At 28.9% G+C, this 17,717-nt stretch carries 18 protein-coding genes; 13 read left to right on the top strand and 5 right to left on the bottom strand.

The features are described from left to right. Window positions 1–127: 127 nt before the first annotated feature. Window positions 128–1,027 carry a nucleotidyltransferase family protein gene (locus tag BN350_RS10760; RefSeq protein ID WP_028043605.1) on the top strand — a complete coding sequence of 300 codons (900 nt, stop codon included), beginning with the start codon at window positions 128–130 and terminating at the stop codon, window positions 1,025–1,027. 524 nt (window positions 1,028–1,551) lie between these two features. Here the strand turns inward: BN350_RS10760 and BN350_RS10755 are convergent. Then, window positions 1,552–1,809, bottom strand: a complete 258-nt coding sequence (locus tag BN350_RS10755; protein ID WP_028043604.1) for a helix-turn-helix domain-containing protein — start codon at window positions 1,807–1,809, stop codon at window positions 1,552–1,554. Between the two features lie 222 nt (window positions 1,810–2,031). Here BN350_RS10755 and BN350_RS19025 point away from each other — a divergent pair, with 222 nt between their 5' ends. After that, the gene (locus BN350_RS19025) at window positions 2,032–2,793 is read left to right on the top strand and encodes a LytR/AlgR family response regulator transcription factor (protein ID WP_044600266.1); all 762 of its coding nucleotides are present in this window, start codon (window positions 2,032–2,034) and stop codon (window positions 2,791–2,793) included. Then, window positions 2,774–3,481 carry a LytR/AlgR family response regulator transcription factor gene (locus tag BN350_RS10745; protein WP_028043603.1) on the top strand — a complete coding sequence of 236 codons (708 nt, stop codon included), beginning with the start codon at window positions 2,774–2,776 and terminating at the stop codon, window positions 3,479–3,481. The genes BN350_RS19025 and BN350_RS10745 overlap by 20 nt, the downstream gene beginning before the upstream one ends. 15 nt (window positions 3,482–3,496) lie before the next feature. On the opposite strand, the gene BN350_RS10740 is transcribed toward BN350_RS10745, so the two are convergent. Then, complete coding sequence (locus BN350_RS10740) at window positions 3,497–4,804, bottom strand: sensor histidine kinase (protein WP_028043602.1); 1,308 nt, start codon at window positions 4,802–4,804, stop codon at window positions 3,497–3,499. 1 nt (window position 4,805) lies between these two features. Continuing rightward, window positions 4,806–5,516, bottom strand: coding sequence for a LytR/AlgR family response regulator transcription factor (locus BN350_RS10735; RefSeq protein ID WP_028043601.1), 711 nt, complete (start codon window positions 5,514–5,516; stop codon window positions 4,806–4,808). A 180-nt stretch (window positions 5,517–5,696) separates the two neighbouring features. Between BN350_RS10735 and BN350_RS10730 the strand changes: the two genes are divergently transcribed. Further along, entirely contained in the window at window positions 5,697–6,128 is a 432-nt protein-coding gene (locus BN350_RS10730) for a hypothetical protein (RefSeq protein WP_028043600.1), read from the top strand. Window positions 6,129–6,144: 16 nt separating this feature from the next. Here BN350_RS10730 and BN350_RS10725 read toward each other — a convergent pair whose 3' ends face one another. After that, a complete protein-coding gene (locus tag BN350_RS10725; RefSeq protein ID WP_028043599.1) occupies window positions 6,145–7,470 on the bottom strand; it encodes a hemolysin family protein in 1,326 nt (441 codons plus the stop codon). Between the two features lie 230 nt (window positions 7,471–7,700). On the opposite strand from BN350_RS10725, the gene BN350_RS10720 reads away from it, so the two are divergent. The 4 genes from BN350_RS10720 (at window position 7,701) to proS (ending at window position 13,900) form a co-directional block, all read left to right on the top strand. Further along, the gene (locus BN350_RS10720; protein ID WP_028043598.1) at window positions 7,701–8,093 is read left to right on the top strand and encodes a GNAT family N-acetyltransferase; all 393 of its coding nucleotides are present in this window, start codon (window positions 7,701–7,703) and stop codon (window positions 8,091–8,093) included. Window positions 8,094–8,187: 94 nt separating this feature from the next. Then, window positions 8,188–9,315 (top strand): exonuclease SbcCD subunit D, encoded by a 1,128-nt coding sequence (locus tag BN350_RS10715; RefSeq protein ID WP_028043597.1) that lies wholly within the window; start codon window positions 8,188–8,190, stop codon window positions 9,313–9,315. Next, complete coding sequence (locus BN350_RS10710; protein WP_028043596.1) at window positions 9,302–12,376, top strand: AAA family ATPase; 3,075 nt, start codon at window positions 9,302–9,304, stop codon at window positions 12,374–12,376. Before BN350_RS10715 ends, BN350_RS10710 begins: the two co-directional genes overlap by 14 nt. A gap of 84 nt (window positions 12,377–12,460) precedes the next feature. Next, window positions 12,461–13,900 (top strand): proline--tRNA ligase, encoded by a 1,440-nt coding sequence (gene proS / locus BN350_RS10705; protein WP_028043595.1) that lies wholly within the window; start codon window positions 12,461–12,463, stop codon window positions 13,898–13,900. A gap of 63 nt (window positions 13,901–13,963) precedes the next feature. Here proS and BN350_RS10700 read toward each other — a convergent pair whose 3' ends face one another. Next, window positions 13,964–14,584: a pentapeptide repeat-containing protein gene (locus BN350_RS10700; RefSeq protein ID WP_028043594.1), complete on the bottom strand. Its 621-nt coding sequence runs from the start codon at window positions 14,582–14,584 to the stop codon at window positions 13,964–13,966. An 87-nt stretch (window positions 14,585–14,671) separates the two neighbouring features. Between BN350_RS10700 and BN350_RS10695 the strand changes: the two genes are divergently transcribed. From BN350_RS10695 to BN350_RS21355, 5 genes are all read left to right on the top strand, one after another. Then, on the top strand, window positions 14,672–15,511 hold the full coding sequence (locus tag BN350_RS10695) for a pyridoxamine kinase (RefSeq protein ID WP_028043593.1): 840 nt from the start codon (window positions 14,672–14,674) through the stop codon (window positions 15,509–15,511). Next, complete coding sequence (locus tag BN350_RS10690) at window positions 15,508–16,149, top strand: TIGR04100 family radical SAM protein (RefSeq protein ID WP_028043592.1); 642 nt, start codon at window positions 15,508–15,510, stop codon at window positions 16,147–16,149. Before BN350_RS10695 ends, BN350_RS10690 begins: the two co-directional genes overlap by 4 nt. A gap of 20 nt (window positions 16,150–16,169) precedes the next feature. After that, complete coding sequence (locus tag BN350_RS10685; protein ID WP_315968801.1) at window positions 16,170–16,898, top strand: tyrosine-protein phosphatase; 729 nt, start codon at window positions 16,170–16,172, stop codon at window positions 16,896–16,898. 51 nt (window positions 16,899–16,949) lie between these two features. Continuing rightward, the gene (locus BN350_RS10680) at window positions 16,950–17,381 is read left to right on the top strand and encodes an MG284/MPN403 family protein (protein ID WP_028043590.1); all 432 of its coding nucleotides are present in this window, start codon (window positions 16,950–16,952) and stop codon (window positions 17,379–17,381) included. A gap of 63 nt (window positions 17,382–17,444) precedes the next feature. Then, window positions 17,445–17,717: undecaprenyl phosphate translocase family protein (locus BN350_RS21355; RefSeq protein WP_044600265.1), on the top strand; the 273-nt coding region annotated here is incomplete at its 3' end.

The following is a 17,717-nucleotide window of genomic DNA, read 5'->3' as shown; positions in this document are numbered from 1 at the left end:
TTGAATCATATATCTAATAATAGAATTTATAACTGTTTTAAATAGAAGTAATAATTAATTTTCATATGATTGTAGAAATTATATATATTTGATATAATATTCACATATTATGAAGGAGTTGAAAAAATTGAAAGATGTAACTTTGGTTGTCATGGCAGCTGGAATTGGAAGTCGATTTGGTGGAGGAATTAAACAATTAGAACCTGTAGGACCTAATGGTGAGATTATCATGGATTATAGCATCTATGATGCAATAGAAGCTGGTTTTAATAAGGTTGTCTTTGTTATTAGAAAAGATTTAGAAAAAGATTTTGATGAGATTATTGGACAACGTATGAAAAAGAAGATTCATGTTGAATATGCTTATCAGGAATTAACAGATATTCCAAGCCAATATCAAGAAAGATTTAAAGAACGTACAAAGCCATGGGGAACTGGTCAAGCAATTCTAGCTTGTAAAGACTTGATCAATGAACCATTCTTAGTTATTAATGCTGATGATTACTATGGTAAAGAAGCTTATCAAGAAGCTTATCAGTACTTAATTCAAGAACATCATAGTGATGTTTTACCAATTTGTATGGTTGGTTTTGTATTGAAGAATACTTTAAGTGATAATGGTGGAGTAACAAGAGGTATATGTCAAGTTGATCCAAATAACAAGCTTGTTGATATTGTTGAAACACATAACATTGAAAAGATAGACGGGAAAGCAGTGACTGAAGGAAGAGAAATTGATTTAGAATCTGCAGTATCTATGAATATGTGGGGACTTTATCCAGAATTCTTTAATATACTAGAAACTGGATTTGATGAGTTTTTAAATGCTCTAGACAGCTCAAATTTAAAGGCTGAGTATCTTTTACCAACAATTATAGGTGATTTACTTCATGAAGGAAAAGTATCCGTAGAAGTGCTTAAATCGCAAGATGAGTGGTTTGGTGTGACTTATAAAGAAGATAAAGACTTTGTCAAAGAAAATATTCAATTATTAGTAGAAAAAGGGGTTTATCCTAATCAATTATAATGAAATTGAAAAATGAATGAAAATAATTTTCATTCATAAAAAAATATGATAAACTTATATCGGTTTGTAATACTTAACAACTTTGGAAGAGGTCTGTAGGGTCTCTTCCATTTGTTTTAGCCGAAAAGGCTGAAGTAAGTTTATATAAAACTCCAGCCCTTTCTTATCCTGCGACAAGTGTTAAATCGATTTAATTTGTCATATATATTTATAGTCATAAGAAGCCAGGTTCATTTAGGCTAAGTCACAACTTATAAATATATCTTACATATAACAACATAGGTTGCTGATGAGAAAAATCCCTTTCTATTTATTTTGTTTTATAAGTTCATTTTCTTTATTTAAGAGTGTATTAATTGGTATATGCGTTGTATCTTTAAAGACAAGACAATTATAATATGTAAAGTCATTCTTTTAAAGATAAAAACACAAAATTACTATTTTTGTAATGAATTAATGACAGATTCGTCAAAAAAATATGTAATAAAAAGTTGTAACTTGTATTGTTACAACTTTTTGTGACTTTATTTGTCTTTTGTTTTTTCTAATAGGGCTTTAATATCACCTAAAAATGCACCTTTTTCATCAACGTTTTCACAAATGTAATCTAAAGAAGCGTTATAAAAACGTGAAAAACGAATTAATTTACCTAAAGAAGGAGTTCTTTGATTAGATTCATATTGTGAAACAATGGGCTTAGACATTTTTAATGTTTCAGCAACTTGCTTTTGTGATAGACCAGCTTCAACTCTTAAAGTTCTTAATCTTTCTCCAATACTCATGATTTCACCACCTTGCTGTTATTATACACTATTAAAATTCGCAATAGGTAATTTTCTTGCGTTTTGCAAATGAAATTTGAAAATTAAATATCAGAATTATTGACAAAATATACCAAAAATTCTAAAAATACCCTAAAATGGGAGAAAAGTGTAATGACGGAGGAACAATTATTCGCTAAAATAAGTAATGCGTTAGTTCATAAAAGAAGGGGAGGTTTTATAATGAACATAGCGGTTTGTGATGATCAAAGAGATTATCTCAATTTAATCAAAAAGAAAATTATTGAATGTTTTAATGAAAGAGAAATAGATTTAAAAGTCTATACATATGCAAGTACTGATGAATTTATTGATAGCGTTAAAGAACATTCATATCAGTTTGCCTTTATTGAAATGAAGGTAGAAAATGGGAAGGGAATCAAAGTCGCAGAAAGATTAAAAGAAGTGAATCCAGCATGCCAAGTTGTATTTATTAGTGATCAGTACAGAATGATTTATGAAGCATTTCAAGTTAAAGCGAGAGAATATCTTCTTAAACCAATAAGTACAGAACAGTTTAGAGATGTCTTTGCTTATTTAATGGATTGGTATCTTGAACAAAATATTAAATTTGTTGTACCAATACGTGATATAGGCAGAAAACGCATATTCTCAGTTGATGAAATTAAATACTTTGAAACATATTATAATGATTTAGAAATTGTAACTATAAAAGATGAACATTATATGACACATGTTAAAAACAGATACAAACTAAGACCAGCACTTAAGTCAAGATGGTTTATGCAAGTCAATCAAAGTGTTCTTGTGAATATGAAGTGTATAGATTTTTTAACAGATAGAAATGTCATTTTAAAATCTAGAGAAGTTTTTCCAACAAGTCGTAAAACACTTATTAAAAACCATTTACTTTATGATGAGTTTTTAAGATATATTGAAAAAAAGAAAGCAGGAGGAGAACATAATGAAAATAGCAATTTGTGATGATGAAGAATATTATATTCATGATATAGTCTCACGTATACAGCAATTAGAAGAACAATATTCTGATTTATCTTTTCATATAGATACTTTTCAAAATGGCAAAGATTTACTACATACATTTCAAACAAAAGATTATGATCTTGTATACCTTGATATAGAATTAACTGATATTAATGGTATGAATACAGCAAAGCATATTCATGATATTAAACCAAGTTGTATGATTATCTTTGTAACAAGTCATATGAGCTACTTTAATCAGTCATATATTGTAAACGCATTTCAATATATGAAAAAACCACTTAAAGAAAAGCTATTTAACAATGAATTTAAAAGAGCAGTCAAAAACTATCAGTTTTATCAAAAAACAATGATATTTCCTACAACAGTAGGAAACATTGTTATGAATATACATGATATCATTTTCTTGGAATCTGCTTATAAAAGATATAAACTTTACACAACAAAAGGTGTGTATTATGGTTCACTTAAACCAATACTCAAATATAGAGAACAATTACAAGAATATCATTTCTTTCAAATTCAAAGAAGTTTTACTATCAATTTAGCACATATAAAAACATTAGATCAAAATTTCGTTTTTATGTCCAACGATGAAATGTTAAAAATTTCAAGAAAGAAATATAAAGAATTTAAAAAAGTATTTTATAAATTTCTCAATAAATAATAAAACGAAGACCTATCATAAAGATGGGTCTTCATTTAATTTCATATCTAAAATGATTTTCAAAGTTACAAAACAATGACTAACTTCAAATTTTGCGTTACCATCATATTGTTTTGCTATATGATTAATTTGTTTAACTCCATAACCATGATTCAAAGGATCAGTCAACTTACTTGTTTTATGAAAGACAGGTTGACTACCAGGAATAATTGAATTCACAATATGTAAAACTAAATATTCCTTACAATTCTTAATTTCAAGTTTAACTTCTTTATAACCATCTACCTTTTCAGCTGCTTCAATAGCATTATCTAATGCTAAACCTAGTAAAATAGCAATTGTATTAACATCTATATTACCAATATTAACACTAACAATTTCTTCGTTATATGTAATTCCTTTTGTATTCATTACTTTTATCTTATCATCAATAATAGAATCTATACTTGTATGACCAACATGTATGATTGAAGAAGTTTTATCCATATTTCCTAACAAATGACATACATGTTTCATTGCATCATCAAATTCATTAGAATTAAGATAACCATAAATAATATTCAAATCATTATGCATATTATGTCTCATTCTTCTCACTTCATCAGCAGAATCATTATACTTTTTCAAATATTCTTTCTCTTTAGTAATATTCTGAGTCGTAATAATAAGATCTCTTTCTATTTTCTCATGCTTAACTTGATATCTGTCAAAGAATATCAATGATGCAATACTAATGAAAATAACAAAGACAAATGTTCTACCTACATCTGGGAAGTAAAACAGTGATTGATTGTTAAATAGAATTGTGATAGCAAAATATGTAAATAGTATAATCGTAATTATTTTAAATTTGGAGAATCGTTGAATAAAAGAAATTTTAAAATTTGATATCATACCTAAAAACATTGTATATCTTTCAAGTAAATTCACTAATAAGTTATAAGATATTAAATGATGATATGTAGTAAATTTGATTGGAATATTTAAAATCCATGAAAATAATAGTGTTATTGTAATATTTATAACAATTCTAAGCATGATGAAGTAAAATGTATTCTTAACATTACTGAAATTAATTTTTATATATTTGAATATCATACAACAAACGGCAACGATAAATAAAATAATTTTAATAACATAATTCATAGTAATACAATTTGAAATAAATAATAATGTTAAAGGTATTAAATAATGAATTATAGTTTTATTACAAAAATTTGTATTCTGTTGTTTAAAAAGTAGTACATTTAGATATAATTCAATTAAATACAAATCAATTAATGATAAAATAATTCCAATTATTAAATTAATTAACATATTCATTTCACATCTCCTTATCTATATAATCAAAATATTTTTCTTTAAACTCTTTTCTCTTTCTTTTGGTAATAGTTAACTCATCATCATTAATCATTCTTAGACTATCAGATTTAAAGGTATCTACATATTTAAAATTAATAATAATACTTCTATTTAATTGAAAGAAATTATACTCTAGTAACTTCTTCTTAGTACTCATGACAGCTTTACTATTACCATAATAAGTACCATTAGTTGTATATAATTTATATGTACTGTAACATGTTTCTAAATAAATTATATTCCTTGTTTTAATAAGTTTTGATCCTAATGTTGTATTAAAAGTAATGCTTCTATTAAGCTTCTTATAGTGATTAACTAATTTCACTAACTGTTGATTAAAAATCTTATCATCGATAGGTTTAATAAAAAATTGAGATGCGCCAATCCAATATGATTCAGGTATATAATCTTTATAAGCACTCACAAATACAATTAGGCATTCAGAATTTATTCTTTTAATTTCTTTTGCAATATCCATACCATTATAATCTTTTAGTTCGATGTCTAAAAATATTAAATCATATCGAATTAATGCATAGTTATCTAATAGTTCTTGTGCATCCGTATAACCATCAAATTTATTAGGAACTATGTCTTCGATTCCAAACTGATTTATCCTTTCTAAAATATTGTTGACGTAAAATTCTTCATCGTCACAAACCGCGATTTTCATAATATCTTCCTCCCTTTTATCGCATACAGTACTTCAAAATTATACTGCATTTCTATTGTATAACATATAATATTCGATTTGTGTGCATTTTTTACCTTTATACATGCATTTTTTTACGATTTCGACAATATTTTTTTCATTTTTGATAGATTATTGTTGGAAAGGGGGGGGTGGATAGTAGTGAAAACAAAGAAGAAAATGGTCGCATTAGGAATGAGTTTATTAGTTTTATGTGGAGTCATTTCAACTGTATCAGCATCTGTCTATGTTTCTGGTACACAATATCAAACTGTAACACATAAAGATATTCCTGCATGGGCTGGTGAACATTATGATACATATTATGGAAGTAAGAAAGCAACTACAGGAGATTTTGCAACTTTTAAGAAAACACATGGTGATGCGGCTTTAGGCAACTTTGCAGAACTTGTTAGTAGTAGCAAGGCATCAAAATCAAGATTTGTGGGGATACCATTAAATTCAGCACAATTAGCCACTGAGTATGGATGCTCAAAAGGCAGTATATATTATTCGGGGGTTACATCACACGATTTTGAACCAAGCAATTCATGTGATGTTACAATGAAATTTAGCGCAGATAACTTAAAATAAAGAAAAACAAGTCTCTTTAAATTTGAGACTTGTTTTCATTCTTTGTAACAATGACTTCCTTAATACGTCTGTTTTGTATTTTCGTGATTTGAAATGTAAGTTGATCAGTATGAATTGTTTTGGTTGTACCATCTTTGGGTATTGAACGTAAATGGCTATATATGTAGCCACCAACTGTATCATAATCTTCATCAGTAGGTAAGTCTATCTGAATAGTTTCAACTAAGTCATCTATGTTAACATTACCAGTGACTTTCCATTGATGATCATTTATTTTTTGGATAGATGGTTGTTCATATGCATCATGTTCATCATAAATATTTCCAACAATTTCTTCTACAAGATCTTCTAAAGTAATAATACCACTCATAGCTCCGAATTCATCAATTGCTATTGCAAAATGAATATTCTTTTTTTGCATATCATCAAATAGATCATCAGCAGTCATTGAATCAGGAATAAAATAAGCAGGAGTAAGAAGATCTTTCAATGATTTCTCTTTTGTTTGTAGGTTTAATAAATAATCTCTTACGTGAAGAATACCAATAATATTTTCATCATCTTCTTCATAGACAGGAAATCTAGATAAACCTGTTTTTTTAATAATATTGATAATTTCTTCATCACTTGTATCGCTTGCAATTGAAGTAACATCTACAGAATGAGTCATAATTTCACGTATGCATGTATCATCAAAGTCAAAAATGTTTTGTAGCCATTCACTTTCATCTTCGTCTAAAACACCTCTTTTTTCACCAAGTTCAATCATCATTAGTATTTCTTCTTCCGTGATAGAATCTTCTTCTGCTTCAGTTTTTAAGTGTAATAATTTAAGTATTCCATTTGTTGAAAAAGATAAAAACTTAACAATTGGTTTGACTATTTTAGCAACTGCTAAAACAACACCACATGAAAATTTAGAAACTTCATAAGGTTTCTGCATAGCAATACGTTTTGGAACAAGTTCACCAAAAACAAGTGTAAAGTAAGATAAAATCAATGTAATAATGATAACTGAAATAGTATCTAAAATACTTAAAGACAAAGTGGTAAATCCTAAATCATTATATACCCAGTTGACAAGATATTCAGAAAAATTATCCGCTGCAAAGGCACTTCCTAAAAATCCTGCTAAGGTTATACCAATTTGGATAGTTGATAAAAATCCTGAAGGTTCTTGTGTTAATTTTAATAGTCTTTTTGCAGTTTTTTCACCTTTTTCTGCTTTCTTTTCTAATTGTGTTGTGTTTAAAGATAATACTGCGATTTCAGTTGCAGCAAAAAATGCATTAACTAAAATCAATATAACTTGTAATAATAATTGCGAGGGTATAGAGTCCATATCATCACTCTCCTTTTTTATTGGACCTATATTGTGATACAAAAAAAGACCAGTATCACTTTGTTGTAATAAAAGTCTCGTTATTTCATATATAAACCGGCTTAATAGCGTGGTGACGATTATATAACATCTAAAAGATGCTAACTACTCCCTTTTATGAGACTATTTTATCATATTTTGAAAAACTGTCAATATGTGATAGAATATTGATGGAAAAGGAATGATAGTCTATGAGGTTAGAGTTATTAGAATATGTTCATGAGAATTTACCTGAAGGTTTTACTCCATATTATATCTACAGTATAATTGTCAATGAAGAAGAAGTAGGAAGAATCACAGTACGTGTTGGAAGTGATCTTGAACATTACTATGATGGCCATATTGGTTATACTGTTTTTGAAGAATATCAAGGGCATAATTATGCTTATCAGGGATGTTTGTTATTGAAGACTATGATTGAATTTGATCATTTGATTATGACTTGTGATCCTCACAACAAGGCTTCACAGAAAGTTATCCAAAAATTAGGATGTCAGTATATAGAAACAAAGGTGATACCTCAGTATCTTCGAAAGTTTTTTAATCAGGATGAAAAGGAAAAAATGATATATATGTGGAGATGAAAATGTATTTTACATTTTCATTTTTACTGTAAAGAAAGATTGTTTCGTAGAGATATTTTAGATATAATCTGATTAATAGGAAAGAGGAGATTATATGAAATTTGTACATATTGCTGATTTACATCTTGGAAAAGTTCTTCATCAATATTCTTTATTACATATTCAAAGAGAATTGTTATTTGAATTATTAGATTTTATGAATCAGGAAAATATTAAATTTTTAGTTATTGCTGGTGATGTTTATGATCGTTTTATACCTAGTCAGGAAGCAGTGAATTTATTAGATGACTTTTTAAGTGCAGCATTACTAGATTATCATATTGAAGTATTGATGATAAGTGGTAATCATGATAGTAGTGATCGTATGCATTTTGCGAGTTCTATCTTATCTAAAAGAGGATTGCATATAGAAACATATTTGAAAGAGAAGATGGAGTATGTTGAAAAAAATCAGGTAAGATTTTATTTGCTGCCATTTATTAAACCATCTCAGGTTAAAAATTTATATCAGATTGATGATATTCATAATTATCAGGAAGCTTTAGAATTATATCTATCTCATCAGGAAGTTGATAAAAATTATAAGAATATTTTAATAACACATCAATTTGTAGGTCATTCTAGTATAACAAGTGAATCAGAAATGCCATTAAGTGTAGGTGGTAGTGAAATTATTGATGCTTCTTTATTTAATAATTTTGATTATGTTGCATTAGGACATTTGCATGCTCCACAAAAAGTATCAAGAGATACGATTCGTTATAGCGGTTCTTTAATGTGTTATTCTTTTGATGAGGTGAAACAAGATAAGTCTATCGTTGTCGTAGATACTGATGATATGTCTGTTCAATTATATCATTTGCATCCATCACAGACACTAAAAAAATATACAGGTACATTTGCACAATTTATGGATCCGCAGTTTATAACTTACAAAGAAGATTATCTTGCTTTTGAATTAGAAGATCAAAAACTTATTCCTCATGCGATTGATCAATTAAGGGTCTTATATCCTCATCTTTTACAGATTACATATTCATATCTTTTTAATCAGCAATCTCATCAATCATTACAAAATATTCAATCTATAGAGAAAATGGATACACAAGCACTTTTTAAACAATTTTATTATGATATGAAAACAATAGAATTAGATAATCAACAAATGAAAATTGTAAATTCATTACTAGAAAAGGCAGGTGAAGAACATGAAGATTATTAGTCTAGCAATGAATGCATTTATGACTTATAAAGAGAAGACAACAATCCAATTTGATGATTTTATAGATCATGGCCTTTACTTGATTAGTGGACCAACAGGTGCTGGTAAAACAACAATCTTTGATGCTATGACATTTGCATTATATGGTGTTGCAAGTGGTAGTACACGTAGTCAAGCATATTTTCGTAGTGATTTTGCTGATGTTAAAGATGAAACATATGTAGAAATGATATTTGAATTACATCAAAAACTTTATAAAATCAAACGTTCTCCAACATATACACGTCCAGGATATAAAAGTGCAAAAATGGCCAATGCTTATTTAACATATGATGGTATAACAATTGAAGGTGTTAAGGAAGTTAATTCAAAAATCAATCATTTATTGGGTGTTGATGTTCATCAATTTAAACAAATAGTGATGATAGCTCAAGGTGAGTTTACAAAACTTATTTATGCAAGCAGTGAAGAACGTGAGCATGTTTTACGTCATATTTTTCACAGTGAACCATTAGTCAAGTTTGAAAATCTTCTTAAAGAAGAGACAAAAAGAAATAAAGAACAGTATCTATTATCCAGTCAACAACTTTTATCAAGATTTCAGCTTCTTACTTTATCATCAGAGTTTATGAAGATGCATAACGAAAACTTTCATCCCTCATTTTTAGAAGAAGCAACTTTAGAAAATCAGGATATTTATGAAAAAATATGTTTTCTTAAGCAACAATATGAAGAATCAAAACAAGTATACGATATTTTTTCTAAAAACTATTATATAAAAGAAAAACAAAATCAAGATTTATTAGAATATCAACAAATCAAAAAAGAACATGATGAATTATTAATACAACAAACATCTATTCAAAAACTTTATAGAGATATTGCTAAAATGAAAATTATTGAACAAAATCAATCATTAATTATTCAACATAATCAAATACAAGATGATTATCAAAAAACACAAGAACAAATATCTCTTATTACAACAAAATTGAATCACTCAACACAACTTTTCTTAACTAAAGAAAAAGAATACCAAACACTCCCACAACTTAAGATAGATAAAGATAAGCTTCTTGTTGAAATAGAAAATAACAAACAGGCTATAGAAAAACAAAAAGAATATTTACAAATCCAAAAAAAGCATACTTCTCTTGTCCAGAACATTCGAAAATTAGATTATGAGTATCAGCAATTTAAAAAAACTCATGAAAAATTATCGAAACGAATGGAAAGAGATCAAGAAAATGTCAATCAATTATCCCAACTTCAACTTGATTTACAACAAAAAGAACAAAAAGTCAAAGAAGTGAACAATAAAAGAATTGCTATTCATGAGTTAAGTCAATTTTATGATGATCTTACAGTTTTACAAGATCGTCATTATGATCTTTCAAATCAATATAAACAAAGTGATCAAATGTATCAAAAAGTACTTCAACATTATCAGCATGAGGACGAATCATTTAAACGTCAACAAGCAGGTATATTGGCTTCTTCACTGCAAGACAATGAACCATGTCCAGTCTGTGGGTCTTTACATCATCCAAATTTGGCAAAATTATCAACACATGTCTTATCTTCTAGTGAACTAGAAGAACTGAGTTTAGAAGTTGAACAAAAAAGACAGCATAAGGAAGAAATTTATCAAGAAGTTTTAGCCCAAAATCAGAAAATTAATACTTTGAGAACAAAAATAGATATCTTAAAACAACAGCTTTCAATCAAAGAAGAATTATCAAAAGAAGTATTTATTCATTTATTATCGGATGTTATATCAGTTATTCGTGATCAGGAAAAAACATATCAGAAAAAATATGATGAAGTGGTTTATTTAAAGCGTATAAAAAAATCTCTAGAGCAAGATACAATTTTATTTAATCAGCAAATTGAGGATATGAAAACAATGTCTGATAAGATTCACATAATGGAAAAACAAGTCGCTATCTATGAATCACAATTAGAAGAATACCAAAATCACTATCATTTTCAATATCAATCAGATTATCAGCAACAACTTTCTCAAAACACATTACATTTCAATCAATTAGAACAAAAAATTGATCAAATTGAAAAAACATATCACCAGTGTCAAAAAGATGTTTCTATTTTAGCACATCAAAAAGAAGAACTAGATAGACAAATGAAAATATTAATAGATAGAAAAAATGATACTGAAAAGCAGTTAAGTATATTCATAGAAAAAAACTTTGATTCCTCAAAAGAATATCAGACTTATCTAAATCAGCTTGAACAATTAGATAACAAAGAAAAAACTTATCAAGACTATATTATAAGAGAAAGAACTTTATTATCACAATTAGAAAAACTCAAGACACAAACAAAAGATTATAGACTCACTGATTTAAGTCAAGAGGTCAAAAAACTACATGAACTAGAAAGAAATAGAGATAACTGTTTTAAGACATACAATGAACAGCTTCATATCTATCAGCAAAACCAGGATATTTTAAACACATTAGAAAAAGAATATACTGAAAATCAGACAATTTTTGAAAACTATATTATGTATCAGGATTTATCAGATATAACGTCTGGGAAAAATGCACAACGTATGTCTTTTGAAAGATATGTTTTATCAGTTTATTTTGAACACATTTTAGAATATGCAAATATAGAACTCTTAAAAATGAGTCAGGGACGTTTTGCCTTGTATCGTAAACAATCTATTAAAGGGACAAAACAGCAAGGATTGGATTTGAGTGTATTGGATTATGAAACAGGAATGCTTAGAGATATCCAAACATTGTCTGGGGGTGAATCTTTTAAAGCGGCTTTATCATTAGCTTTAGGATTGTCTTCAATGATTCAGACTTATGCTGGAGGTATTGAGTTGAATACTCTATTTATTGATGAAGGTTTCGGAACACTGGATAATGAATCGATTGATCAGGCTTTATCTGTTTTATTGGATCTTCAAAATGATAATAAGGTTATTGGTATTATCTCACATGTTGATGAATTAAAAGAACGTATTCATACACAAATTGTTGTTGATAAAGGTGTTAGTGGAAGTTATTTACATATTGAAAAAGAATAATGAGAATATCACAATCCAAGATTGCAATTTGTTATAAATCTTGTATAATAGTAAAGGAAATATTGAAGAAAAGGGGTATAAACAATGGCGAATCAAAAAGTCAAAAATGATGCAATTACATCAAGAGATGAAGACTTTGCAAAGTGGTATACAGATGTATGTCGTAAAGCTGAATTAATGGATTATTCAAGTGTCAAAGGATTTATCATTTATCGACCATATGGATATGCTTTATGGGAAATGATTCAAGCATATATGGATAAAAAATTCAAAGAAACAGGACATGAGAATGTTTATATGCCGATGTTGATCCCAGAACCATTATTGCAAAAAGAAGCAGATCATGTGGAAGGATTTGCACCTGAATGTGCAGTTGTTACAAAAGGTGGGTTAGATGAACTAGAAGAACATTTGGTTATTCGTCCAACATCTGAAACATTATTTTGTGAACATTATGCTAAAATTGTCAACTCTTATAGAGATTTACCAAAATTATATAATCAATGGTGCAGTGTTGTTCGTTGGGAAAAAACAACAAGACCATTTTTAAGAGGTTCTGAGTTCCTATGGCAGGAAGGTCATACGATTCATGCAACAAAAGAAGAAGCAAAAGAAGAAACAATGAGAATGTTGCATATTTATGAGGAAACTGCTAGCAATTTATTAGCTATTCCAATGCTTACTGGTCGTAAAACAGAAAGAGAAAAATTTGCTGGAGCAGAAGAAACATACACAATTGAAGCTCTTATGCATGATGGAAAAGCTTTACAGTCAGGAACATCTCATTATTTTGGAGATGGATTCGCTAAAGCGTTTGGAATTCAATTCTTAGATAAAGATAACAAACAAAAATATGTTTATCAAACATCTTGGGGTGTTTCTACAAGACTTCTAGGAGCAATTATCATGGTTCATGGCGATGACAATGGTTTGGTTTTACCACCAAGAGTTGCACCAACACAAGTGATGATTATTCCAATTCAACAACAAAAAGAAGGTATTTTAGATAAAGCCTATGAATTAGAAAAAAAATTGAAAGATTATGGTTTAAGAGTCAAAGTTGATGCCAGTGATAAATCACCTGGATGGAAATTCTCTGAAGCAGAAATGCGTGGAATTCCTTTACGTTTAGAAATAGGACCACGTGATTTAGCAAATGGGCAATGTGTTGTTGCTAAGCGTGTCAATGGAGAAAAAATTACTCTGACTATAGATGATAACTTACCTCAATCATTAGCGAATTTACTTGATGATATTCATGAAGAAATGTATCAAAAAGCATTGGCATTTAGAAATGAACATATCACAGATGCGACAACTTTTGAAGAATTTAAAGAAATTCTTAATACAAAAGGTGGATATGTCAAATTACCATGGTGTGGTGATGAGGCCTGTGAAGTAAAAATCAAAGAAGAAACAGCTGCAACATCTCGCTGTATTGATACTAAAGCACATGCTGATGGTATTTGTCCAATATGTGGGAAGAAAGCCAAACATATTGTTTATTTTGCAAAAGCTTATTAATATGCGTCATATGACGCATATTTTTTGTACAAAAAAAAGAATTTCTTGAGAAATTCATTATCATTATTCTTTGATTTGTACTCTTAATAAATGGATCAAGGATGCTGCCTGATAACTATCAATAATAGCACCACGAATATCTTCGGGAGTCGTTATGATATTGTTAAGATCACAAGTTGATAAATCAATTTGACTAAGTGAAGCATGTTGAAGTTCACATTGATTAAAAGAACATTCTATAAATGATGATTTTTTAAGATTTGTTTCAATAATACTTGCTTGTGTAAAATCACATAATTGATAAACTGTTTCTTTGTTTTTCATAAATGCGAAATTAGCAAATTTACATAAACAGTCTTTCATATTCACTTGATCAAATACTGATTCAGAAAAATCAGTTCCCATTAACTTGCAGTTCATAAATTGAACACGACGAAACAAACAACTATAAAACTTCATATTTGATAAATCACAATTTTGAAAAACAACATCTAAAAAATAAGAATCTTCTTCCTGACACTCTTCAAATGTAACGCCCTCAAATAAGCAGTTCTTTATTTCATGATGAGATTGTTTAGAATCAAAGATGAAATCATTATTAAAATGTTTTGATTGAATTGTTTCCTGATTGATTTCATTTTTTAATAATGTTTCTTTCATATAAGTTAAGTTTGGCTTTTGCATATTTTTTCACCTCGCTTTTAATCATAACACAAATTCATTCTCTTTTAATTACTTTTATGTTAAAATATACAAAAATGAGGTGACATAATGAAAAGACAAAAACGGATTGCATTAATTAACGATATGACAGGATTTGGACGTTGTGCAATAGCTGCAATGGCACCTATTATTTCTGCTATGAAAATACAGGCTGTTACGATTCCAACAGCCATTCTTTCAACACATACTCAATTTCCAGTTTTTTATTTTGATGATTATACGGATAGAATGAAGGATTATATTCAGACTTATAAAGATTTAGATTTGGAATTTGATGCTATTGCGACTGGGTTTCTAGGCTCTAAACAACAAGTGGATATTGTCATTGATTTTATTCAAAGATTCAAAAAAGATCATGTGTTTGTGCTAGTTGATCCAGTAATGGGGGATCATGGAAAGTTATATGCAACATACACACCAGAAATGTGTTTAAAGATGAAAGAGTTAGTCAAGTATGCTGATTTAATGACACCTAATTTAACTGAACTTGTGACATTAGTTGATTTGCCTTATCCTCAAACAACACCAACTTTTGATGAATTATCTCATATGTGTGAGAAATTGTCAGTGCAAGGACCTCAACATATTGTTGTGACAGGTATTCCTTTTAATGAGAAACAAATTCTTAATTTCATCTATAATCGAGGAGAAGATTATCAGATTGTTATGGTGGATCGAATTGGTGAAGATCGTTGTGGAACTGGGGATGTTATTGCTGCTGTTATGGCTGGCAGTTATTTAAATGGATATAGTTTTTATGAAAGTGTGAAGAAGGCGACAAAGTTTGCTTCAAAATGTATTGCTTATTGTGAAAAAATGCAAGTTCCTAATTACTATGGACTTTGCTTTGAAGAATATTTGTATGAACTAGGAGTGGATGAAAAGTGATATTATATACATTACATGAAAAGAGTTATATTGATATAGGGCAACTTGATTCGTTAGAAGATGTTCATGTTTATGTCAATCTGACCAATCGTTGTCCTTGTGCTTGTACATTTTGTTTACGTCAAACAAAAGAAATGCTCGAATCTAATACATTATGGTTAGACAAGGAACCAACAGTTGATGAAGTGATTAAGGAGTTTCAAAAATATGATTTAGATGATTTTGCTGAAGTTGTGTTTTGTGGTTTTGGTGAACCACTACAAAGAGTTGATGATGTCATTCAAATTGCTGGCATTTTAAAATTATATCGTCAAGATCTTCCTATTCGCGTGAATACGAATGGATTGGCAAATTTGATTCATCAGCGTGATGTAGCACCTGATATGAAGGGACGTATTGATACAATATCAATTAGTTTAAATGCTCCAGATGCTAAAGAATATCTTGCTTTAACAAGAAGTCGGTTTGGTATAGAATCCTTTGATGCCATGCTTGCATTTGCAAGAGCGTGTTTATCATATGTTCCACATGTTGTTTTGACTGTTGTTGATATTATTGGTGAAGAGAAAATCAAGAAATGCCAAAGTATTTGTGATGAATTAGGGGTGACATTAAGAGTACGCCCATTTGAAGAGTAGGAGGTAATAGAGTGTTATACATGACAAGAGAAGAACGTCTCATTCAATTAGAGAAAATGGTGAATACAAGAGATTTAGGTGGCTATGAAACACAAAGTGGAACTTATAGTAAAGCTCATAAATATGTGCGTGCTTCATCACCTGCTAATGCTTCTCAAAAAGATTTAAAGACATTAAAAGATTATGGTGTAAAAGTTGTGATTGATTTAAGAAGTGATTTTGAAAAAGATCATCAGGAAAATCCGTTTCAAAATGATTCTGATGTTATCTTTTATGAAGTGAATCTATTTGATTCATCTACAGCATCAGTTGTTCCAGATGAAGTGAAACAATATAAAGATCTTGGTGGTGTTTATATTTATATGTTAGAAGGAATGAAAGATAAGTTTAAAGAAATCTTTGATATTTTCTTAAAGCATCCTTATGATTGCATTTTGTTTCATTGTTCAGCAGGAAAAGACAGAACGGGGATGACAGCTGCTTTATTATTAGATTTAATTGGTTGCCATGAATATGATATTGTAAAAGATTATAGTGAATCTTATGAAAATAATATTGAGATGAATGAGAATTTAACAGCAATGATGAAAGATGAAGAAGCTAAACAATATTTAAAATCATCTCCACGTTATATGATGGAAGTACTTGATTATTTAAGAGAACATTATGGCAGTGCAAAGGAGTATTTATTAGAAATTGGGCTCAAAAATGACGAAATTGAGCAAATTATTGAAAATTTTACAATTTAAAAAAGAAAAATGCCTTTTATTTGCGTATATAGAAGTAGGAGGTATTTTTTTATGGATGAAAAATTAACATTAAAAGAAAAAGATCGTATTGCAAAAAAGATTTATAAAAGTTATCAGAGGGCACAATTAGATATTTTGTATTTAACCCAGCACTATAACTATTACCCACAAGTAGATATGTTTAGAGTGAAAGATTCATCAACTGTTTATCAAAAAGCAGATTCTAAATTTATTCATCAATTAGAAAGAAAACAGGAATTAGAAAGTTTTGTTGGTATTGTTAACCAGATACATACCCATCTTTCAAGAGATGCATATTCGTTTATTGAAAATGAGTATTTAAATTTTTATGATCCATCATGGTGGACACCCTATTTTTCACGCGCAAGTTATTATCGTATGAAACATAAAGCATTAGATGAATTTTTAGAGTGTATGAGGGCTTTCTGGAGTGAAAAAGAATTATTAAGGTTAATGAAATGATTGTTGCCAAGGATAGCCAAATTATGTATAATACCAATATCTTGACAAAAAGGAGAAAAATTCATGATAAAGAATTTGATTGGTGGTATTGCAGTTGGCATTGCGAATGTTATTCCTGGTGTCAGCGGTGGAACAATGATGGTTATTCTTGGAATTTTCAATCATACGATGGAAGCTATTTCTGGTGTCTTTCAAAAAGAAAATGATCATCGTAAAGAAGATATATTATTTTTATTTCAGGTTTTATTTGGAGCCGCTATTGGGTTGATTGGATTTGCAAAGGTATTAGAATTTCTATTTGATCATTATCCAACTCAGACAATGTATTGGTTTATT

It is taken from the genome of Candidatus Stoquefichus massiliensis AP9 (genome assembly GCF_000455285.1).
Lineage (GTDB): Bacteria > Bacillota_I > Bacilli_A > Erysipelotrichales > Coprobacillaceae > Stoquefichus > Stoquefichus massiliensis.
Note: the sequence above shows the minus strand (reverse complement) of the source record. Positions and strands in the feature narration are given on the sequence as shown.